This window comes from Polynucleobacter sp. AP-Melu-500A-A1 (assembly GCF_018882125.1).
GTDB lineage: Bacteria > Pseudomonadota > Gammaproteobacteria > Burkholderiales > Burkholderiaceae > Polynucleobacter.
Genome location: NZ_JACVOZ010000001.1, coordinates 185,663 through 205,857, shown reverse-complemented (window position 1 = coordinate 205,857; position 20,195 = coordinate 185,663). Strand labels below are relative to the sequence as shown.

Sequence of the window (20,195 nt, the reverse complement as noted above, 5' to 3'; positions counted from 1 at the left end):
CAAGCGGAACTTTTTGTGTAGAATTAATTGATGACAAATCTAAAACAACTCCCTACAGACCTGCCCATTCCTCAAGACGATGGTTCAACCAATCATCTGAAGGGATTGCTATTGCCGAATATTTCTTTAAATGCCACTAATGGTAAGACTATTCATTTTGGTGAAATTAAAAGTAAATTAGTTATTTATTGTTATCCAATGACAGGTCAGCCCAATGTTGCTCTGCCCGATGGCTGGGATCAAATTCCTGGGGCAAGAGGTTGTACGCCACAAAGCTGTTCATTTAGAGATCACTATCAAGAGCTCCAAGCATTGGGTGCTGAGGTTATTGGCTTAAGTGTTCAAACTACGGAGTATCAAAAAGAAATGACCGATAGACTTCATCTGCCATTTCCAGTCGTTAGTGATGAGCGCTATCAATTTCAAAAGACATTAAATATGCCAACCTTTGAAGCGGCTGGGATGATTTTATTAAAGCGAGTTACATTAATTGCTAATCATGGTGTGATTGAGGCTGTTCACTATCCCATTTTCCCAAGCGATAGTGACCCAGCTTGGGTAATTGATTATTTGAAGAGTCATTAGAGTTCAGTATTCTTTAAGCAAGAATTCAATAACCAGTATATAAAAGACAAGTTATCAAACCAAAGGTTTATAAATGAAAAAAATACTTCTAGCCGCTCTATTATTTCTTTTAACGGTTGGCTTATCTCAAGCAGCAGATACTGGACCTGCCAAGCAAGATCCAGCATGGCTGACTGAGGCAAGGGCAAGTATTAAGGCCGAAAAATATAATCAGGCAATACAGCAATTACAGACTGCCAATGAAACAAGTTCTGCCGATTGGAATAATTTGCTGGGCTACAGTCTTCGTAAGAAACAACCGCCCGATTTAGCTGGAGCAGAAAAATATTATCAAGCCGCATTAAAAATAGATCCTTCTCATCGTGGAGCGCTTGAGTATTACGGCATGCTAAAGTTAATTAATAATGACCTGCCAGGCGCTGAGGCATTATTGGCTCGATTAGATAAGGCCTGTACTTTTGGTTGTGAGGAATACTCTGATTTAAAAGAGGCAATAAAAAAATATAAGGCTAAAAAGTAGCGTCAGCCATTCTAGGCTCAGGTCGATGCCACCCTAGGCCCTCAAGAAACACCAAAACCACCTTCGGGTGGTCTTTTCTTTATTTGCGTCTAGAATGGCCAATGTTGTATTTCATACTAAGGCTCTTTAGCTCACTTCCCTTAGCGGTTCTTCAGATCATTGGCGCTGGCATAGGGCTTTTAATTTATTTGGGCTCTCCCCGGTATCGTGCTCGCTTAAATAAAAATCATCAAAGTGCTGCTAATTATTCTGGATTTAAATTAACCCGCTGGAGGGTCGCAGCGGAATCGGGAATGATATTTGCCGATACTTTATGGATTTGGCGATATCCTAAAGCCTCTATCAATAAAGCAAGTATAGAAAATTTAGATCAAATTATTGAGCTATCCAAAAATGGCAAGGGCTTGATTATTCTTGCTTCACATTTGGGGGGTTTTGAAATAGTGCCCCGTATTTTTGCCGAGCACATGAGGGCAACAGTCATGTACAGGCCGGCTCGAAAACAGTTGGTAAATGACCTGATGCTTAAATCTCGAAAACATCCGCAAATGGATTTTGTTGAGGCAAATATTGGGGGCGTCCGCAAGATTAAGCGAGCCCTTGTAAGAGGAGAGGTCGTTGGCATTTTGGCAGATCAAGTCCCGAGTGTAGGCGATGGGGTTTGGGCAAAATTTTTTAATCAATATGCTTATACGACTTCATTTCCAATCAAATTATCGCGTCAAGCTAATGTGGCAATCCTTTTTGTTGGAGCGGAACGTTTGGGGCTTGGTAAGGGTTGGGTGATTAAGAGTCAGTTAATGTTGCGGCCATTCTCAGAGTCTCTGATTGAGGCCTGCACAGAAATGAATGAACATTTTGAGGAAATGATTATTTCTAAGCCAAACCAATATTTATGGTCCTACAACCGCTACAAAAGACCGGCCGGTGCTGAAGTAGCACCTGTAGAGTGAGCCTATTTAGCTTGCGCTAGTAAAAATTCCAAAACTACCTTCGGGTGTTTATTCATTTGTGAGTTTGCTATTTTTAGGTTAATGTAAGTCTAAATAGGTTCATAAGGCTTCTAGACTCAGGACAGCGATAGAAAATGAGGCTTGTGACTCTATGGGAAAATAATGGGTATACATTCATTAATGGTGATATATGAAAAGACTATTGAAAGCGGTATCTGGGATTATTTTGACGATGTTTTTGTGGGGCTGTTTAGCCAGTACCACCTCACCAATCGGAGTTAATTGCGATTACAGCACGGGCAAGCCTATATGGGACTTGCCTCTGGTTTGTCAGGGTAAGTAATGCAAGTATCTGTGGCTTGATTCTGTCCGGACCACCATTAAAAAATATACTAATAAGACTACTTGGAACGAGGTCTTTGTTCTACTTGATGAGTGTTTTGTAAGAATCAGGCAAGATCTGTTAAGTTGTAATAAAACTAATGGGAGACGAGCGATGATTAAAGGGATTTCTTTAACAATGGGTGCTTTTGCAGTTGTGTCTTTGGTAGCCTGTCAATCAATGGAGCATGGAACGGGACAAAAAGCATCTGCTACCCTAGATTCACGCTCAGGATCAAATGCAAAAGGTACGGTGAATTTTGTATGGCAAGGGCATGATGTTTTAGTAACCGGAAACTTTTCTGGTTTGAAGCCGAATGCTGAACAAGGATTTCATGTTCATGAAAAAGGAGATTGTTCAGCTCCTGACGCAACAAGTGCAGGCGGACACTTTAATCCGGATACAAAATCACATGGTATGCCAGGAAGTGGTTCAAATCATGCGGGAGATATGCCAAACATTAAATCAGATGCTAATGGCAATGCAATGTATTCAGCAAAGTTAAGTGGGTTTGCTGTTAACGCTGGGCCTACTGGAATATTGGGAAAATCAGTTGTTGTTCACCGTGACCCAGATGACTACAAGTCACAACCAGCCGGTAATTCAGGTCCAAGAATTGCGTGCGGCCTTATTAAGTAAGGTTCAACGTAGTCAGCCCAAGCCGATTCAGCCTCAGGGCCATCATGAAACACCAAAACCACCTTCGGGTGGTTTTTCATTTGCTACCTTCAAAAGGCAGTGTTAGCTTGCTCACCGAATGTCATCACAATAGGATAAGATCAAATTGAAATATCAATCCTTATTGGGAGACTGAAATGAAAAAGATAATGTATCTAATGTTGGGTATGTGTATCTCAATGACCGTTTTTTCGCAAACACCCACAGTAAATATGTCCGAGGGTGAAAAATTAGAGCGGCAACATTGGGTAGACGATGCCGATAAAAATTTTGCAAATTGGATGTCTATAACCTCCCCTCAAATACAAGTGGTAGATACGCAGGGCGTAATTGATTACACACAATATTTAAGCCAAGTAAAAAATCTTAATCTTGGCAAATATGTTTTAAAAGATTTTAAAACTACTCAGGTTGGCGATACCTTAATTATTACTTTTTGGGCTGCTGCCAAAGAGCAAATTAACGACAAGAGCCTGTCTACCAATTTCAAGCCGCGCTTAAGCATCTGGCAAAAAACGAAGGATGGCTGGAAAAAAATTGCGTTCGCAAATTTAAATACTGTCAAATAAGGTATCTTTCTAGGGCCTTCTTGGGCCTTTTAGTTAGGCCGCGACTGATACTATCTTGATTATCAATAGCAAACTAGGAAGCAAATGAAAAATTTCAATGTAATCATGGCGGCCATTTTGTTGACGCCTTTAGTCGGTACGGCTCAAACAGCAACCCCTTCTGATGCAAGCAAGGTAAATCAAGCGCCTCGTTCATTTGTGGTGATTGATAAAAACAAGGATGGCCATATTTCTAGAGAAGAAGCAAAGCAAGCCGGCATCTCTACTTTAAATTTTGATGCCGCTGATAAAGATAAGGATGGAAGATTAAATCTCAGCGAATGGACCTTGATCAAGTTTTAGATCGAACGGTATTCATCACCCGCCTTCCATCATTGCCTCAAGAGCGGTTAATCTATAAAGTCTAAATTTATTGCGATTACCCTCTTGATGATTCTAGTTGCTTGCAGTGCAATATCTACAGAAACCTTTTATGAGGGAACTCGTTCACAAGATAAGGCAAAAGGCATCGTTAAGGAGTCAGGCCCCACCGCTCTGCCAAATTTTCAGCAATATCAGCAGGGCTTAAGGGTCCCAGCCCCCTAACTGGCGCAGCAGGCCATTTTTATCCTATATTGTCTATCTAATACACTTTTTGTTAATGTTGCTTAGAATCGCCAAAGGGGGTAAATTAGCTTCACCCTTGTTTTGGGCTTGAAGCAGCTTTTCTAATTAAGTGCTGACATTAAACGCGGCAATTAGTGTTTAATTATTAAAAAATACAGGAGAACACATGAAGGCCTCAAAAATAGTGATAGCTGTAATTGTTATCGCGATCGCTGGATATATTGCAAGCAAGTATTTCGGTGCTCGTGCGAGCGCAGTAGATAAGAAAGCGCAGTGGTACATTAAATTAGATAAAAACGGTGATGGTAGTTTGAGTATTGAGGAATTAAAAATAATGGATGCTAACGGAGACGGGGTGCTGACCGTTGAAGAGGCAAACATGTACCAAATCCCGGCAGAAGTTTTAAAGGAGTGGGACCAGAACGGGGATGGTTCTATCTCATTAATAGAGCTTAATGCTTGTGGTTGTTAATAAAAGCCACCTTCGGGTGGTTTTTATTTGAGCCGTTTTGTCCAAGGCCAATGAATGGACTCTTGTATGATAAGTTCAATCACTTGGGGAAATTATGGGCAATCAAACTGTTCAAAACAGCATTGCAACTGAAGCTGAGGAACTAGAGCGCCTTTCAATCAAGCTCATTCAAGATAAAAATTGGAGTGCTCTCGAAGCAATGCTGGATCCTGCTTGTCAATTCGTTGGCATGAACGGAGCCTGTGACCGCGCAAGTGCGATGTCACTAATGAAAGAAATGAATCTAGGTCCAGTCAAATTAAAAGACTTTAAGGTAACGCAGGCTGGCGATAATCTCATAGTCAGCTTTTGGCTTGCTGCTCTTGAGTTTCGTGATGGCAAAGAACTCTCCCCTAATTATTCTCCGCGTTTAAGTATTTGGAAAAAAGTCAGCAATCAGTGGCTATGTATTGCATATGCTGATCTCATTGCCAAATAAGTCATCAGTAAAATAGCGCATGTCTAATATTGAAGAGCTACATCGTGCTACCTGTGATGCTGGGCGCGATACCTATATAGATCCAGTATCGGGATATCAAGTGCTAACAAGCAAAGCCTTGCTTAAGCAGGGCGCTTGTTGTGGAAATTCATGTAGGCACTGCCCTTATGGACACATTAATGTCAGTGATCCTGAGCGAGTGAAGCAAAAACTGTTAGCACCTGTACTCATGAATTGGGCTGATAAAGCAAAGACGATCGACATATTGTTTTGGTCAGGCGGCAAAGATAGTTTCTTGGCGTTAGCAAGCTTGTTACAAGAAAAAAGAGAAGTTGTTTTGTTAACCAGTTTTGGGGCCTTAACAAGTCGAGTATCGATCCAAAACATTCATATTAAAAATATCGCTAAGCAATCCGAGTTTCTGAAGCTACCGCTTTGCTTGGTTCCTTTATTTCCGAATACTGATTACAAGGCCAGTATTCAAGATGCTCTGGCTTTAATCAGTGCTCAAACCGGTGCCACAATTGAGCGCTTGGTATTTGGCGATTTGCATCTTCAGAGCATTCGTCAATGGCGCATAGATACATGGCCTGAATACGAAATCTATACTCCCCTTTTTAATGTTTCCTACGAAATACTCTTGGATAGATTGTGGCAATTGCAAAAAGAAATGCATTTGTCCATTACGCTTTCAACAGATTTGATCTTACCTAAGAAAACTTTGGAAGTGGGCACTGCGTATACAGAATTATTAGTAGAGCAACTAAAGAGTAATAACATAGATGCCATGCTTGAAAACGGGGAAGCACATACCTTGGTATTTCCAATAACTTGGAAGATGGCTTATTAAATAGCAGGCGCTAATTTTGGGTTAATCAAACTCCAAATTAGAACTGATAGCCAAGACCAAAAAGTACAGTTGAAGTGTTTGCAGTAACTGTTGAGCTCAGGGTGGCTGGAACGCTTATATTGCTCGGTGTTTTTAGGGTGCCGTTCAATGTGCGATTTAGGCTTCCGTAATTTACATAGTTGTATTCAGCAAAGCCATATAGGCCTGTGCTAATAATTTGCTTATAGCCAAATCCCCAGCTTGTACCGCCCATATAAAAATCAGTATTAACGCCATTGGCGCTTGAGCCTGTATAGCCTACTTTTGCATATAAAAGTTTGGTTTGATCCAGCGCCAAACCTGGAGCTAGAAATATATTCAAAGAATTATTAATATGAACAGAGGCGGAGTTTTGATAAGTCCCGTAACTTCCGCTATAGCTGGCTGAAGCGCTGGCATCAGAGGTTGGAAACGGGGTGTATTCGATTCCTAGGCCCAGTAATAAGGGTGTCCCTGATAGAAAGTTATAGCCAGCAGCGAAGGTGCCCGTAAAGCTGCTTGCGTTAGAAACCGAAATATTCGGAGATAGGTTTTGACCAGCTGCACTTAAGCTTGTATTTGAAAATGAGGGTGATGCGGTTTGATAGCCAACCCCAAATTGGGCATAAGGACCAGCAAACTTGGAGTTCTGGGAGTTCTGCGCTAGTGCCACTGAAGAAAAGCAGCTGACTAAAAGAAAAACATGAGTCCGAATTTGCATTTGGGTTCTCCCTTGGGGTTATTCATTGTGCTGTTAACTTTCAATATACATCATTCACTTTTTTAGAAAACTGGATGAAGAGGATATTTTTATTTGGGCGTAATATATCCAAAATAATAAACATAAAAAGGCAAATAATGAAAAAACAAATCTTATTATTGAGCATGCTATTTGCAGGCATATCCTTGGTTTTTGCGGCGCCTCAGGAGCCAGTATTTACAGTAGTAGAAAAAGAGCAAACACCCTATTTGGCCACATTAAAAGAATTGGTGTCGATTGAATCCGGAAGTAGGGACCGCGAAGGATTGGATAAGATCTCTGCGCTCATTTTCAATAGGTTGAAGGCTTTGGGTGGCCAGGTCGAGTTCATCGAGCCAGGGGCTGATATGTATCGGATGCACGATACCCCAGACAAACCAGGACGCATGGTTAAAGCAGAATTTAAAGGAGCTGGTACTAAAAAGATCTTATTGATTGCCCACATGGATACCGTGTATTTAAAAGGCATGTTACTTAAGCAGCCTTTTAGGATTGATGGGGATCGTGCCTATGGCCTAGGCATATCGGATGATAAGCAAGGCATCGCTTTAATATTGCATACCTTAGATGTTTTAAAGAAGACCAAATTTAATGAGTATGGAAAGATCACTGTTTTAATTAACGGGGATGAAGAGATTAGCTCTCCTGCGGCTAGAGCATTGCTTTCAAAGTTGGGCGCTGAGAATGATGTTACGTTCTCCTGCGAGGCCTCACAGGCTAAATCCGATCGTATTGCCTTGACCACTGCTGGTATTGCTGCAGTGAATTTAAATATTACGGGTAAAGCATCTCATGCTGGTGCTGCGCCTGAATTGGGTCGCAACGCTTTAGATGAGTTGTCATTTCAGATTCAGCAAATGCGCGACTTATCAGATCCTAAAGAAGGGATCAAAATGAATTGGACTTTGGCTACTGCTGGAACCAATCGTAATGTGATCCCTTCAGTTGCATTTGCGACAGCCGATGTGCGTGTGATGAAAAAAGACGATTTTGATGTGGTGGAGAAAAAAGTTTTAGAGCGCACGAAGACTCAGCAGATTCCGGATACTAAAGTTGCAGTAAGTTTTGAGCGCCGCCGTCCGCCATTGCTTACGAGTCCACAGTCTTTGCAAATGGCTGAGTATGCAAAAAAAGTATACGCAGAGTTAGGCAAGGATTTAGTCTTGGGGACGGTAGCTGCTGGCGGGGGAACAGATGCCGCATTTGCAGCATTCAATACTCAAAATGCAGTTATTGAGAGCATGGGAGTGCAAGGCTTTGGAGCACATTCAAATGATGATGAGTATATTTTGATTAACTCTATCACTCCCAGAATGTATTTGCTTTCTCGCATGATCATGGATGTTTCTCGAAATAAGGTGGGAGCCCAGAATTAAATTGAGAAGTCCTAATAGCCCATTCTTTGGGCTTTTTTTATGTCCAGTAAAGCTCTTTTGGATTGACTATCAATATTTTATCGAGCAGTCGCTCATCAGTAATTAAGTTTTTGAGATTGTTAATTTGCTGTGAATAGTTTTGAACAGATTCAAAACGGGTATGTGGCCAATCACTTCCCCACAATAATTTTTGATCGCCAATGCTATTGCGCCAATAATCCAAGACTTTGGAATGCTTTAGCTGAGACGTTCTGTATTGGGCGCTGAGCTTGACCCAAAGTTTATTGGCATGCTTTTGAACCCCACTATCTTCACGGATAAAATCCATCTCCGTTTTAGGTCTGCCAAAGTGATCCACCACAATCTTGGTATCTGTTGGCACTTCTAATAGTATGCTATTTAGAAAGCGATCATCATGATGTATCTCAAGGTGCATTTCACATTCATTTAATAGCTCAATGAGCTTCCAGTTTTTACGAATAAAGCTTGATGGGTTCGGCTCGCCATAAAGGTTAAGGCGAACACCAACAATTCCCTGCTCTTGAAGTTCAAGAACTTGCCCTCTTGGCGTGTTTGCTTCGAGTACAGCGATTCCCCTGAGCTCTTTTGGGCTTTGTTGCAGAGCGCCTAGTAAGAATGAATTATCAAACCCTAGGAAGCTAGGCTGTACCAGTACGCCACCTTGAATCCCCTCTTTATCCGCTAGGATTTTCCATTGATCGATCAAAGCATCGTATTGAACGGGGTAACGACTTTTGGACTGATCGACAGCGTGGGCTAAAAAAACATGGAAATGGGAATCAATTTTCATTTTGAGTATGCTACTTTATATTCCATATAAAAATCAGATCCTAGGGGACACAATGAAGATATTTATAAAAGTACTATGGTTACTTCTATTGACCGCTGCAGGCCAGGCGTATTCACAAGAATGGCCAAATCGACCCATTAACTTAATCGTAAGTTATCCGCCGGGCGGAACTGCAGATCTCATGGCGAGAACGATTGCAGGACCTCTAGGAAAGGCTTTGGGTACCTCGGTCGTGGTCGAGAATAAGCCAGGGGCAAGTGGTCAAATTGCAGCCGCGTATGTGGCAAAGGCAAGTGCAGACGGATACACCTTGATGCTTGATGCCTCCTCGTATTCAGTGAATCCTTCCTTATTTCCAAAATTACCTTATGACCCCAATCGTGATTTCAAAACACTTGGGATTTTGGCCCAATACCCCAATGTACTTTTAGTAAATCCCAACTTTCCTGCAAAGTCAGTTAAAGAGATGGTGGTCCTAGCAAAAGCAAAGCCTAATGGGATAGCGTATGCATCCTCAGGCAATGGCTCGGCTCAACATTTGGCTGGCGCATTGTTCGAGGTAAAGGCTGGGGTTGAAATGCAACATGTGCCCTATAAAGGGGGTGGTCCAGCGTTAAATGATGTGGTTGGCGGACAGGTTCCTGTATTTTTTGGCAGCGTAGCATCAACCAAACAATATGTAGATACTGGTAAATTAAATGCCTTGGCAGTAACTGGAAAAAAACGGGCTTCGTCTATGCCTAACGTGCCAACCATGGCAGAAGCAGGCATAGCGGGTTATGAGGTTTATGAATGGAATGGCATTTTTGCTCCGGCTGCAACCCCTGCAGTGATACTAGTAAAAATTTCAGATGCGATCGTAAAAGTGATGCAGTCAACTGAAGTGAAGGAAAAAGTAAGCACCTTAGGAGGTGAAATATTTCAAGGGAATGCTGATAGTGCAGATAAGTTTATTAAAGCGCAGATGGTGGAGTGGTCAAAGTTAGTCAAGAGTGGAAAAATTACGATTGATTAATCTTCGCAAAAAAGGTTATGTACAAATATGAAAATTCAAAATTTATTCCAACAAGCCGCCCTTGTTTTTCTAGTAAGTCTGCTTTTAACAAGTGCCGCATTTGCAGCCGATATTCATGTGATTACCTCGGGCGCGTTTGCTGAGGCATTAAAGACTTTAGTGCCAGAGTACGAGAAGCAATCACCCAATAAGGTTCTCATTTCTTATGGTTCGTCTATGGGCGCAGCACATGATTCCATTCCTACTAGGCTAGGACGAGGTGAAAAATTTGATGTGCTAATCCTGGCAGGGCCAGCTTTGGACGATTTTATTAAAAGTGGAGAAATACAGCCAGGAACCCGTGTTGATCTAGTGGCCTCAGTGATGGGTGCGGTGGTGAGGGCGGGGGCTCCTAGGCCCGATATCAGCACGATGGCAGCTTTAAAGCAAGCATTACTCAATGCCAGGTCAGTCGCCCATTCTGCCAGTGCGAGTGGAGTGTATTTGTCTACTGAGCTATTTCCGAAGATGGGAATTAGTGAATCGATGGATAAAACTGCCAAAAAGATTCATAGTGAACGTGTTGCATCAGTTGTTGCCAGAGGCGAAGCAGAATTAGGCTTTCAGCAAGTGAGTGAATTGCTCCCAATTCCTGGTGTGGACTTTATTGGTGAGTTGCCACCAGAAGCACAAAAGACAGTGTTGTTTTCGGCTGGCATTACTAAGAATGTTAGCAACCTTGGCGCATCACGCGATTTGATTGCCTTCTTGGCATCCCCTAAGGCGGCGCCTACCATTCAAAAGGCTGGCCTTAAGCCAGTATTACCAACTTTGCCTTGGTAAGCTTTGTTAAGGACTTATTCAGATGATTGATCATTTGGACCACTTGGTTTTAACAACGGCAAGAGAGTCAGAGTGCATCGACTTTTATACGCGTGTATTGGGCATGCATCTGGAATCCTTTATTGGCGGGACACCACCAGTAGAGAGAAAAGCGTTTAAGTTTGGCAATCAAAAAATCAATTTGCATATCAAGGGTAAAGAATTCGAACCAAAGGCAGATATTCCAACTCCGGGCTCGTTAGACCTTTGTTTTATTGCTGATCGACCCTTAGTAGGGGTGATTGCCCATTTAGAAAAAGAAAAATGGCGTATCCTGGAAGGCCCCGTAATGCGTACTGGAGCTGTAGCAAAAATTATGTCAGTGTACGTACGTGATCCTGATCAAAATTTGATCGAAATTAGCGAGTTAATTTCATAATTTCTTAGTTTTTCTTGGCTATTTTTAGTGCAATACTAAAAATGCCAGGATATAATTTATTCAAGCAGGAGAGTGAGGGGTATCCCTCCACCGAAGGCGCAAACTCCCATGAACGCTCAGGTATCCACCAGGAAGGTACTGCTTATCCTAAATAGCCGTCTGGAGAGTCACCATCTTTATGGTGCACCGAAGGAGCAAGCACTAAGCTAGGCTTAGTGTGAATCTCTCAGGTATCAGGGACAGGGGGAGCGGCAACCATCTACATGAATTTCATGTGCCTGATGGGCTGCTATTGGGAGAATCTTGAATGCAAATCCTTTGTAGGTAACTCAGTAATAACTTTTGCTTTTTGCAAAGCCATTTTTATTTTCTTAATTTGCTCCATTGCCTTCTAGCATTGGAGTTTTACTGATTAAAGGTATCTGTATGACAAACAAACTTGTTGAAGAAGCGCCATATCATCCGGGCTATGAAGATGCTAGCTTTAAAGGCCAGGCCTCCCCAATTACTACAGAGTTAGATAGCTTTCGAAAAAGCAATTCTCGCTATTTAAATTTTGCAGACGTTATTGTAGAGTTCTGTGCATCAAGTCAGAATAAGCTTCATCTGGCTAAGTGATCTTCTTGATGAATAAGCCACCTATTGGGGTTCATTTCAATGGGCGGCTTATATTTATCCGCTAAAGATCTAAGTTATCCAATGCCAAACCATCGAGATGGGTAGTATCTGCCCAACGCTCGACCTTCCAGGCATTGCCATCGTGGCTAATCCAGTTAAGTGAGGCGTTAGGCACAGACACTGCCTTTGGGGCATCCAAGGCTTGATTACTAGCTAGTCTGTACATCATGTCTAGAGCGCCCCCATGGCTTACTAGCAGGACAGTTTTACCACCATGCTCTTGGCGGATTTGTTCTAGTGCCACGTGAATGCGCTCTGCAAATTTGGTAATACTTTCGCCGCCGCGTAGATCTTGATGAATATCTCTATTAATATGTCTTTCCCAGAGCTCTGGCTCGAGTACTGGTACCTCATCCGTTCTCATTCCCTGCAACACGCCAAGATGACGCTCTCTTAAAGACGCATTCACAATCGCTTTAGTATTAAATAGTTTTTCGATAGCAGCTGCAGTCTTAGCTGCGCGTTGGAGATCGCTGGTGTAAAGCACATCAAATTGGAGATCAATTGCTTTAATCGCTCTTGCCATTTGCGCTGCTTGCGCTTCACCATGTTGATTTAAATCAATGTCGGTATGGCCTTGCAGGCGCCCCTCAACATTCCAATTGGTTTCACCATGACGGACTAAGCAAAAGCGAGTTGATTTCATGCCGTCATCATAAAGCTTAAATTATTTTTTCAGCATCCAAGCACGTGGATTGTGCTCAAAACCAATATGTTGATAGTAGTCCTTGGCCTTAGGGGCAGCCAGTAGCACAATCATGCAATTTGAACCAAGACGCATTTTCGTCTCTTCTATCAATTGTTTACCGATCCCCTGGCGTTGGTATTCTTCGTCTACTGCTAAGTCAGCGAGATAGGCAACATAAGCAAAATCAGTGAGTGAGCGTGAGATGCCCACTAGTTTTTCTCCATCCCATGCACTTACTGAGAGGTTGGCATGCTTTAGCATCGCTTCGAATGTTTCAGGGCTATCGATGGGTCTACGCTCACCCAGGGTAGAGCGAACATAAAGATTAATGGCCTGCTCCACTGAAATGTTTGCATCATCTTTATAGGTAATCATGTGGATTGCTCTGCCGCATAAGTCAGTGCATCGCCAATGCTAATCACCCCAGCATCGAGTATCTCAGCGCGAAGGCCGCCACGACCTTCAAAGGCATCCATAAAATTGGATTTGTTAGCAAGCTTGGTGGGTCTTTGACAGGGAATGCAAAGTTCAGTTCCTTTAAAGGCAATGCCACCCAAAAAGAAGATTTTTCCCACCAATTGATTAAGCTCGGGAGGGGTAATATTACTCAACACAATATTGCGCCGAGTTTCAGAATCAGAAAAGCCAGGCTTTTCGGCCGCCTCTAACCATTCATTTGCAATTGCAATGCCAGTTTGTGTGATTAAGCTAATGTGACGAATTTTGGGAGGCAGGTTTTGTGAAAAAGCGCCTATTCCTATTGCATACCGATCACCCTCAATACCTTCGCCTGGAATTAATTTGGCTTGTACTAATGCCTGCATAGGAGCACCGGCAGTAGGCGCTATATAGATGGCAGAGATTTGAGGGCTTGTTGTCATGACGGATCATCACATATTACATCGCATACTACGGGGTTTGTTAATACAATCCATTGAATAAGACTAAAAGGGTAATAGTGAATAAAGAGACTAAGGGAATGCTGATCGGTTTTGTTGGCATTCTGATTTTTAGTCTGACATTGCCAGTAACCAAGATTGCTATTCTTAGTTTTAATCCTTATTTCATTGCATTTGGAAGGGCAACCCTTGCAGGAGCAGTTGCTTTGGCATACCTTGCCTTCAAGCATGAGCCAATGTTGGCTAAGGAAGATTTCGGTAAATTTGTAGTGATTGCACTGGGGGTGGTATTTGGATTTCCCATTCTGACTACTGTTGCCATGACGCAGGGATCATCTTCCCATGGCGCAGTCATTCTAGGCATGATGCCCTTAGCGACAACAGTAATAGGCGTGATCCGCTTTGGCGAGCGCCCTTCGCTAGGATTTTGGCTAGTTTCCCTATTGGGGGCGGCGCTAGTAGTAATTTATGCACTCTTAAAGAGTTCGGGTAGCTTTACTCTCGTGGATGGTTTATTGGTTTTGGGGGGTATCTGTGCCTGTGTTGGGTATGTCGAGGGCGGAGAGCTTTCTAGAAAGATGAATCCTCGCGCAGTAATATCTTGGGCCTTAGTGATTTCATTGCCTATAAACATAGTCTTAAGCTATTTCACTTTTGAGTCTACCTATGTTGATGCTGGCACCTTTCCTTGGATTATTTTTATCTACCTCAGTTTGTTTCCCATGTTCTTAGGATTCTTTTTTTGGTACGAAGGTTTAGCGATTGGCGGTATCGCGAGAGTTAGTCAGGTGCAATTGATGCAGCCTTTTTGTACCTTAGTAGCTGCCAGTATTCTGTTGGGCGATTCACTTACATGGATGAATATAGTATTTGCAATCTTGGTAGTCTCCACCGTTATTCTTGGAAAGCAGATGCTGATTAAAAGAGTGTGAGAGAAATGTAGGCGAAAAAAAGCCCCGGTAAAGCGGGGCTTTGCTTTTGCTACCCAAACTTTAGGCCGCAGTGATATTCAGCTTATTTAGCGCTCGCTGGATCTTATCTTTTTCCTTTGGCTTGGTGCTCGTGCCTAATAATTTAGTCAGTTGAGCAGCATTCAGAGGGCCTAAACGTGTCTTTCCCGTTTTGGTGAGCATGGAATTACTTTTTCTATTCTTTTGGTTTTGATTAACTGCCATTTGATTTTCCTAGATGAATGGAATGATGAATCAGAGAGACATGCTCAGCAGATCCCCCTATCTAGGGCGCACAATAGTGATCACCATTCAGAATAACAGTTAAAGCAATCAGACGCTATGATTGAAGAACTATGAATTTATCTATCTTTAATAATCAATACGGGTTCGTGGCATTGCTGACCCTTTCTAATATCTTTATGACATTTGCGTGGTATGCACATTTAAAGAATTTGTCCGCTAAGCCCTGGTGGATTGCTGTTTTGGCAAGTTGGGCTATTGCTCTATTTGAATATGCGCTACAAGTCCCAGCCAATCGCATTGGCTACCAGTACTTCAATCTTGGGCAGCTTAAGATTGCCCAAGAGGTGATTACCTTAAGCGTATTTGTACCGTTTGCCGTGTTTTATATGGGCGAGCCTTTTAAAACTGACTATATCTGGGCGGGCCTCTGTCTGCTTGGTGCGGTCTATTTTATGTTCAGATCATGATTAATCTTCCCGACTTCTTTTTTTCCCTCATCATGGGATGCTTAATGTCATTAAGCATTACGCTCGCAACGACTTTTGTGCGTATAGGGGCGGCTGGCAATTTTTTTGTAATCTGGTTTGAGGTTTGGATTGTTGCCTATCCCGTTGCATTCATTTGTATTTTGCTTTACAAGCCAATTGCTATGAAACTCACCGCTAAGATTGTTAAGAAACTTAAATGAAAATCAAGACTTATATATTAGGAGTATTTTTTTCTCTTGGCCTCGTAGGATGTGCTGCTGTATTAACTGATGCATCTGATGCAAATCAGGTGACTTACATTAATAGTAATGGCGAATCTATAGAGCAGCTAACAGGTAACGCGAATGCCTACTGCGCACAGTATGGCAAGACTGCTTCATACAGAAATAGCAATACTCAATTTGTGGTGGTCTTTGATTGCAATATGAAGCCTTAACCGGCTAAGTTAGATTGGTAGATTAATCCAGCATGCTCTCTCAGAGCATGGAACTGAATGGATTCCCAGCGTTGTTGGGCGACATCTAGTTCTGATTTGTGGGTCGCCAAGAATACTGCTGCACCAACTACGTCTTCAGCCATGCGATGAATGTTTTCCTGAGTAAATTTCTTCAAAGCAACAGGATCGTCTGAGCTTACCCAGCGAGCAAGGCTATAGCGCGATGGTAGCAAGCGAACTTCAGCGCCATACTCTGTTTGCAGGCGATGACTGACTACCTCAAATTGCAGCTGTCCAAAGGCTCCTAAAAGCATAGTGCCTCCGGCCATCGGTCGGAATACCTGAATGGCACCTTCTTCCCCTAGTTGCATTAGGCCAGTTCGTAATTGTTTCGAGCGTAATGGATCTGCTGACTCCACCATGCGAAAGATCTCTGGTGCAAAAAATGGGAGCCCAGTAAATTGAAGTTGCTCACCTTCCGTTAAGGTGTCTCCCAAACGTAATAGGCCGTGATTAGGCAATCCAATGATGTCGCCTGGAAATGCCTCATCCAAAATATCACGTCTTTGTGACAAGAAAGACAAAGCGTTATTGGTTCTAATTTCTTTTCCATTGCGACAAATTTTTAATTTCATGCCACGTTGAAAATGGCCAGAACAGATGCGTAAAAATGCGACACGGTCACGGTGAGCTGGATCCATATTGGCTTGAATCTTGAAAACGACTGCTGAAAATTTGTTTTCAGCAGGGCTGACTTCCCGTTGTAGTGCTTTACGTGATCCTGGCGAAGGGGCTAGTTCTACTAGGGTATTCAGAATTTCACGAACGCCGAAGTTATTGATGGCAGAACCAAAAAATACAGGCGATTGGTGACCTGCTAAGAAAGCTTCTTGGTCAAATGCTGGCATAGCATTCTTAATTAAATCTACTTCTGCTAAAGCATTTTCGAGGTCAGTTCCCAAGCGCTTTTTCAAAGCCGGATCCTCGACATCAACAATAGTATGAGAGTCTTCGGTGACACGATCTTCGCCTGCTTTGAACATACGCATTTGTGACTTGGCAATATCAATTACACCGGCAAAAGATTTACCCATGCCCACTGGCCAAGTGAAGGGAACTACTTCAATACCAAGCGCAGTTTCGATTTCATCCATTAACTCCATTGGCGGCTTTACTTCACGATCCATCTTGTTGATGAAGGTGACAATCGGGGTATTGCGGGCACGGCATACTTCAAGCAAGCGTAAGGTTTGTGACTCAACGCCATTAGCAGCATCAATCACCATCAGGGCTGAGTCTACTGCAGTCAACACTCGATAGGTATCTTCTGAAAAATCTTGGTGGCCCGGGGTATCTAGAAGATTAATAATGCAATCGCGATATTCCATTTGCATCACAGAGCTGGCAACTGAAATGCCTCGTTGCTTTTCAATTTCCATCCAGTCAGAAGTGGCATGTCGACTTGCTTTGCGGGCTTTAACGCTACCAGCGATTTGAATAGCGCCGGCATAGAGGAGAAGCTTCTCAGTGAGTGTTGTTTTACCTGCATCTGGGTGAGAGATGATGGCAAAGCTACGACGTCTTAAGACTTCTGCGCCGGGAGTGCTGGGAGTGAGGGTATCGATGGTAATTCTGCGCTTATTAATCTAGGTTTGGTCAGGATTATAAGCGGGTGGGCTTGCTTAGAACTGCTCGCCAGGCTTTAAAAAACGCCATTGCCCAGGCGGTAGTGGTCCCAAAGAGATGCGACCCATCCGAACGCGTTTGAGTCCGATCAGTTTTAGGCCAACCATTTCACACATGCGTCTGATTTGACGCTTGCGTCCTTCGCGTAATACAAAGCGCAGTTGATCCTCATTTTGCCAACTTACTTGTGCAGGTTTTAAAGCTACGCCATCAAGAGAAAGGCCATGTTTAAGGCGATCTAAATCTTCAAATGACAGCATCCCCTCTACCCGTACTAAATATTCTTTTTCTATAGGACTGTTTTCGCCAATCAGCAGCTTCGCTACTCGACCATCTTGCGTGAGAACTAGCATCCCACTAGAGTCAATATCCAAGCGGCCTGCAGGCGCTAAGCCCTTAGTATTAAAACGTGAATTTTTACCTTTATCCAAAGGGCTCGCGAAGTAATTGTCGGGCGTAATTAAGGATGCTGCTGGTTGGTACTCTTGTTCATCGTCATAGTGAGAAATAAATCCTACTGGTTTATTTAAGATGACAGTGATGCGCGAAGCTTGTTGAGCTTTTGCTACAGATTGCAATTCAATTTTTTGATGCCTAAATGCACGTACACCAAGTTCATTAACAAGCTCACCATCCACAGTGACTAAGCCCTGCTCAATATAAGAGTCAGCCTCACGGCGTGAGCAAAGACCTAATTCAGATAGCAGTTTTGAAACGCGCACTTTTTCTTCCATGCCCCCATTATCCGACAAAGCTTGGTTTTATATGGTGCGAGGCAGCATGCCTAAGTAGTTAAACTACAAGATTGAATAATGCTAACTAAGCAAAAACAAAATGAAACCCATTCTAAAAAAGCCACCATTCTATAAAATTCTTTATATACAGGTACTTACGGCCGTAGTCCTGGGGGTTTTATTAGGTCATTTCTATCCTTCCTTGGGTGTGGATATGAAACCATTTGGAGATGCATTTATTAAAGGCATCAAGATGTTGATTGCCCCAATTATTTTCTGTACCGTAGTTATTGGGATTGCCGGCATGGAAGATATGAAAAAAGTAGGCAAAACCGGTGGCATCGCTCTTTTATATTTTGAGGTTGTCAGCAGCATTGCATTGATTGTTGGACTGGTCGTTGTAAACGTATTGCAACCCGGCGTTGGCATGAATATTGACCCAGCTAGCTTAGATACCAAGGGAATCGCTGCTTATACGGGCCCCGGAAAAATGGCCACCACTACAGAATTTTTGCTCAATATTATTCCGAATACCGTAGTGGATGCATTTGCAAAAGGTGAAATTTTACAAGTGTTGTTTATTGCAGTGCTATTTGGATTTGCTTTGCATAAGTTTGGCGGCCGTGGAACGATGGTGTTTGATTTAATCGAAAAGTTATCCCATGTGCTGTTCGACATTATTGGTGTCATTATGAAATTTGCACCCATCGGCGCATTTGGTGCAATGGCCTTCACTATTGGTAAGTATGGAGTTGGATCTTTATTTTCTTTGGGCAAGTTGATGGGCGCTTTCTATCTCACCTGCCTACTCTTTGTATTTGTTGTGCTGGGGACTATTGCACGTCTAAATGGATTCAGTATTTTTAAATTTGTTCGCTTTATTAAAGAAGAGCTCTTAATTGTTTTGGGAACATCTTCATCAGAATCAGTTTTGCCACGCATGATGGAAAAAATGGAGCTATTGGGCGCCAAGAAAAGTTGTGTGGGCTTAGTCATTCCAACTGGCTATTCATTTAATCTGGACGGCACCTCAATTTATTTGACAATGGCAGCAGTATTTATAGCGCAGGCCACTGATACTCCAATGACGATTACTCAGCAAGTAACACTATTGCTGGTCTTATTATTGACATCCAAGGGGGCCGCAGGGATTACGGGTAGCGGTTTTATTGTGCTGGCAGCAACACTCTCAGCAGTTGGTAATGTCCCTGTAGCAGGCTTAGCAATCATTTTGGGCATTGATCGATTTATGTCTGAGGCGCGAGCTTTGACAAACTTGGTTGGTAATGGCGTTGCCACAATCGTCGTAGCCAAATGGACTGGTGAATTAGATCAAAAGCAACTTACTATAGCGCTTAATAATGACAGCTGGATTGAGGCACAAGATCCAGAATTAATATTAGATGAAAAACAAGAGAAGATGAAATAGACCGTTTATTAGGAGACCTCATGAAACAAAAATATATTTGGTTGGCATTGCCTACATTGATATTGGCCAGTAATTTACTATTTGCACAAACTCGCCTTCCAGAAATTCCTATTGATCAATACAGTGCTGAGCAAAAAGCAGCTGCTCAAGAATTTGAGGCGGCGCGCAAAAAGGCGCCCTGGGGTCCTTTTGCAATGTTGATGTACAGTCCGCAAATGATGAACAATGCACGCTCAATGGGCGACTACTTACGTTATAAAACGGCATTTGATAGTCACCTTAGCGAGTTTGCTATTTTGATTACTGCTCGTGAATGGCATCAAGACTATGAGTGGCACATCCATTACCCTATTGCCATTCAGTCAGGACTCAATCCTGAAATTGCCAAAGCCATTAAAGAGGGTAGAAGACCAGAAGGTATGAGTAGCGATGAAGCTATCGTCTATGACTTCACGATGGAATTACAGCGAAATAAGCGAGTCTCGGATGCTACTTTTGCAAAAATAGAAAAGCGCTTTGGAAAAAAAGGTGCCGTGGATTTAGCTGGCATCGCCGGCTATTACACCTTCTTGGCGATGGAAATGAATATGGCGCGCCACCCTGTGCCTGGCGGCGGTGAGCGCTTGCCCCGCTTCCCAGACTAAAAAG

At 42.7% G+C, this 20,195-nt stretch carries 28 protein-coding genes and 1 riboswitch; of the genes, 20 read left to right on the top strand and 8 right to left on the bottom strand.

Translation table 11 applies throughout. The features are described from left to right. The first annotated feature begins 30 nt into the window (after positions 1 to 30). The 9 genes from ICN38_RS01110 to ICN38_RS01070 all read left to right on the top strand — a co-directional run bounded on the left by ICN38_RS01110 (position 31) and on the right by ICN38_RS01070 (position 6,093). Positions 31 to 585, top strand: coding sequence for a peroxiredoxin (locus tag ICN38_RS01110; RefSeq protein WP_216254042.1), 555 nt, complete (start codon positions 31 to 33; stop codon positions 583 to 585). 73 nt (positions 586 to 658) lie between these two features. Then, positions 659 to 1,105 carry a tetratricopeptide repeat protein gene (locus tag ICN38_RS01105; RefSeq protein WP_216254039.1) on the top strand — a complete coding sequence of 149 codons (447 nt, stop codon included), beginning with the start codon at positions 659 to 661 and terminating at the stop codon, positions 1,103 to 1,105. A gap of 8 nt (positions 1,106 to 1,113) precedes the next feature. Continuing rightward, entirely contained in the window at positions 1,114 to 2,058 is a 945-nt protein-coding gene (locus ICN38_RS01100; protein WP_370624357.1) for a lipid A biosynthesis acyltransferase, read from the top strand. Between the two features lie 496 nt (positions 2,059 to 2,554). Then, positions 2,555 to 3,079 (top strand): superoxide dismutase family protein, encoded by a 525-nt coding sequence (locus tag ICN38_RS01095; protein WP_216254037.1) that lies wholly within the window; start codon positions 2,555 to 2,557, stop codon positions 3,077 to 3,079. A gap of 176 nt (positions 3,080 to 3,255) precedes the next feature. Next, a complete protein-coding gene (locus ICN38_RS01090) occupies positions 3,256 to 3,687 on the top strand; it encodes a nuclear transport factor 2 family protein (protein ID WP_216254036.1) in 432 nt (143 codons plus the stop codon). 84 nt (positions 3,688 to 3,771) lie between these two features. Beyond that, positions 3,772 to 4,029, top strand: a complete 258-nt coding sequence (locus ICN38_RS01085) for an EF-hand domain-containing protein (protein WP_216254034.1) — start codon at positions 3,772 to 3,774, stop codon at positions 4,027 to 4,029. 430 nt (positions 4,030 to 4,459) lie between these two features. Further along, positions 4,460 to 4,765 carry an EF-hand domain-containing protein gene (locus tag ICN38_RS01080; RefSeq protein ID WP_216254032.1) on the top strand — a complete coding sequence of 102 codons (306 nt, stop codon included), beginning with the start codon at positions 4,460 to 4,462 and terminating at the stop codon, positions 4,763 to 4,765. 94 nt (positions 4,766 to 4,859) lie between these two features. Further along, positions 4,860 to 5,243, top strand: a complete 384-nt coding sequence (locus tag ICN38_RS01075) for a nuclear transport factor 2 family protein (protein WP_216254030.1) — start codon at positions 4,860 to 4,862, stop codon at positions 5,241 to 5,243. A 19-nt stretch (positions 5,244 to 5,262) separates the two neighbouring features. Further along, positions 5,263 to 6,093, top strand: a complete 831-nt coding sequence (locus tag ICN38_RS01070) for a DUF5522 domain-containing protein (protein ID WP_216254028.1) — start codon at positions 5,263 to 5,265, stop codon at positions 6,091 to 6,093. Between the two features lie 37 nt (positions 6,094 to 6,130). Here the strand turns inward: ICN38_RS01070 and ICN38_RS01065 are convergent, their stop codons facing one another. After that, the gene (locus ICN38_RS01065; RefSeq protein ID WP_216254027.1) at positions 6,131 to 6,832 is read right to left on the bottom strand and encodes an outer membrane beta-barrel protein; all 702 of its coding nucleotides are present in this window, start codon (positions 6,830 to 6,832) and stop codon (positions 6,131 to 6,133) included. 137 nt (positions 6,833 to 6,969) lie between these two features. On the opposite strand from ICN38_RS01065, the gene ICN38_RS01060 reads away from it, so the two are divergent. After that, positions 6,970 to 8,247 (top strand): glutamate carboxypeptidase, encoded by a 1,278-nt coding sequence (locus ICN38_RS01060; RefSeq protein WP_216254024.1) that lies wholly within the window; start codon positions 6,970 to 6,972, stop codon positions 8,245 to 8,247. A gap of 37 nt (positions 8,248 to 8,284) precedes the next feature. Here the strand turns inward: ICN38_RS01060 and ICN38_RS01055 are convergent, their stop codons facing one another. Then, positions 8,285 to 9,058: an amidohydrolase gene (locus ICN38_RS01055; protein ID WP_216254021.1), complete on the bottom strand. Its 774-nt coding sequence runs from the start codon at positions 9,056 to 9,058 to the stop codon at positions 8,285 to 8,287. A gap of 52 nt (positions 9,059 to 9,110) precedes the next feature. Between ICN38_RS01055 and ICN38_RS01050 the strand changes: the two genes are divergently transcribed. The 4 genes from ICN38_RS01050 (at position 9,111) to ICN38_RS01035 (ending at position 11,931) form a co-directional block, all read left to right on the top strand. Beyond that, positions 9,111 to 10,073: a tripartite tricarboxylate transporter substrate binding protein gene (locus ICN38_RS01050; RefSeq protein WP_216254018.1), complete on the top strand. Its 963-nt coding sequence runs from the start codon at positions 9,111 to 9,113 to the stop codon at positions 10,071 to 10,073. 27 nt (positions 10,074 to 10,100) lie between these two features. Continuing rightward, positions 10,101 to 10,895, top strand: a complete 795-nt coding sequence (locus ICN38_RS01045; RefSeq protein WP_216254014.1) for a substrate-binding domain-containing protein — start codon at positions 10,101 to 10,103, stop codon at positions 10,893 to 10,895. Between the two features lie 22 nt (positions 10,896 to 10,917). Next, positions 10,918 to 11,313 (top strand): VOC family protein, encoded by a 396-nt coding sequence (locus tag ICN38_RS01040; protein ID WP_216254011.1) that lies wholly within the window; start codon positions 10,918 to 10,920, stop codon positions 11,311 to 11,313. A 149-nt stretch (positions 11,314 to 11,462) separates the two neighbouring features. Beyond that, positions 11,463 to 11,566: riboswitch (glycine riboswitch) on the top strand. 173 nt (positions 11,567 to 11,739) lie between these two features. Continuing rightward, positions 11,740 to 11,931 carry a hypothetical protein gene (locus ICN38_RS01035; RefSeq protein ID WP_216254009.1) on the top strand — a complete coding sequence of 64 codons (192 nt, stop codon included), beginning with the start codon at positions 11,740 to 11,742 and terminating at the stop codon, positions 11,929 to 11,931. A gap of 61 nt (positions 11,932 to 11,992) precedes the next feature. On the opposite strand, the gene ICN38_RS01030 is transcribed toward ICN38_RS01035, so the two are convergent. Genes ICN38_RS01030 through ICN38_RS01020 form a run of 3 tightly spaced genes read right to left on the bottom strand, consistent with a single transcriptional unit; the run spans position 11,993 to position 13,560 of the window. Then, on the bottom strand, positions 11,993 to 12,637 hold the full coding sequence (locus ICN38_RS01030) for a histidine phosphatase family protein (protein WP_216254006.1): 645 nt from the start codon (positions 12,635 to 12,637) through the stop codon (positions 11,993 to 11,995). 21 nt (positions 12,638 to 12,658) lie between these two features. Then, positions 12,659 to 13,054 (bottom strand): GNAT family N-acetyltransferase, encoded by a 396-nt coding sequence (locus tag ICN38_RS01025; RefSeq protein WP_216254003.1) that lies wholly within the window; start codon positions 13,052 to 13,054, stop codon positions 12,659 to 12,661. Beyond that, positions 13,051 to 13,560 carry an MOSC domain-containing protein gene (locus tag ICN38_RS01020; protein WP_255562659.1) on the bottom strand — a complete coding sequence of 170 codons (510 nt, stop codon included), beginning with the start codon at positions 13,558 to 13,560 and terminating at the stop codon, positions 13,051 to 13,053. The genes ICN38_RS01025 and ICN38_RS01020 overlap by 4 nt, the downstream gene beginning before the upstream one ends. Positions 13,561 to 13,637: 77 nt before the next feature. Here ICN38_RS01020 and ICN38_RS01015 point away from each other — a divergent pair, with 77 nt between their 5' ends. Next, positions 13,638 to 14,510 (top strand): DMT family transporter, encoded by an 873-nt coding sequence (locus tag ICN38_RS01015; protein WP_216253999.1) that lies wholly within the window; start codon positions 13,638 to 13,640, stop codon positions 14,508 to 14,510. 60 nt (positions 14,511 to 14,570) lie between these two features. On the opposite strand, the gene ICN38_RS01010 is transcribed toward ICN38_RS01015, so the two are convergent. Further along, positions 14,571 to 14,753 (bottom strand): hypothetical protein, encoded by a 183-nt coding sequence (locus tag ICN38_RS01010; protein ID WP_216253995.1) that lies wholly within the window; start codon positions 14,751 to 14,753, stop codon positions 14,571 to 14,573. A 131-nt stretch (positions 14,754 to 14,884) separates the two neighbouring features. On the opposite strand from ICN38_RS01010, the gene ICN38_RS01005 reads away from it, so the two are divergent. The 3 genes from ICN38_RS01005 to ICN38_RS00995 are packed head-to-tail and all read left to right on the top strand — an operon-like array spanning position 14,885 to position 15,698. Further along, on the top strand, positions 14,885 to 15,241 hold the full coding sequence (locus ICN38_RS01005) for a DMT family protein (RefSeq protein ID WP_216253992.1): 357 nt from the start codon (positions 14,885 to 14,887) through the stop codon (positions 15,239 to 15,241). Further along, the gene (locus tag ICN38_RS01000; protein ID WP_216253989.1) at positions 15,238 to 15,462 is read left to right on the top strand and encodes a DUF2798 domain-containing protein; all 225 of its coding nucleotides are present in this window, start codon (positions 15,238 to 15,240) and stop codon (positions 15,460 to 15,462) included. The genes ICN38_RS01005 and ICN38_RS01000 overlap by 4 nt, the downstream gene beginning before the upstream one ends. Further along, on the top strand, positions 15,459 to 15,698 hold the full coding sequence (locus ICN38_RS00995) for a hypothetical protein (protein WP_216253987.1): 240 nt from the start codon (positions 15,459 to 15,461) through the stop codon (positions 15,696 to 15,698). Before ICN38_RS01000 ends, ICN38_RS00995 begins: the two co-directional genes overlap by 4 nt. On the opposite strand, the gene ICN38_RS00990 is transcribed toward ICN38_RS00995, so the two are convergent. Further along, positions 15,695 to 17,323: a peptide chain release factor 3 gene (locus tag ICN38_RS00990; RefSeq protein WP_216255136.1), complete on the bottom strand. Its 1,629-nt coding sequence runs from the start codon at positions 17,321 to 17,323 to the stop codon at positions 15,695 to 15,697. The two genes, ICN38_RS00995 and ICN38_RS00990, sit on opposite strands and share 4 nt — an antisense overlap. 57 nt (positions 17,324 to 17,380) lie before the next feature. Continuing rightward, positions 17,381 to 18,118 (bottom strand): pseudouridine synthase, encoded by a 738-nt coding sequence (locus ICN38_RS00985; protein ID WP_216255132.1) that lies wholly within the window; start codon positions 18,116 to 18,118, stop codon positions 17,381 to 17,383. A 100-nt stretch (positions 18,119 to 18,218) separates the two neighbouring features. Between ICN38_RS00985 and ICN38_RS00980 the strand changes: the two genes are divergently transcribed. Both ICN38_RS00980 and ICN38_RS00975 read left to right on the top strand, forming a co-directional pair. Beyond that, positions 18,219 to 19,547 (top strand): dicarboxylate/amino acid:cation symporter, encoded by a 1,329-nt coding sequence (locus ICN38_RS00980; RefSeq protein WP_216253985.1) that lies wholly within the window; start codon positions 18,219 to 18,221, stop codon positions 19,545 to 19,547. Positions 19,548 to 19,567: 20 nt separating this feature from the next. After that, entirely contained in the window at positions 19,568 to 20,191 is a 624-nt protein-coding gene (locus ICN38_RS00975) for a carboxymuconolactone decarboxylase family protein (RefSeq protein ID WP_216253984.1), read from the top strand. Positions 20,192 to 20,195: the final 4 nt, after the last annotated feature.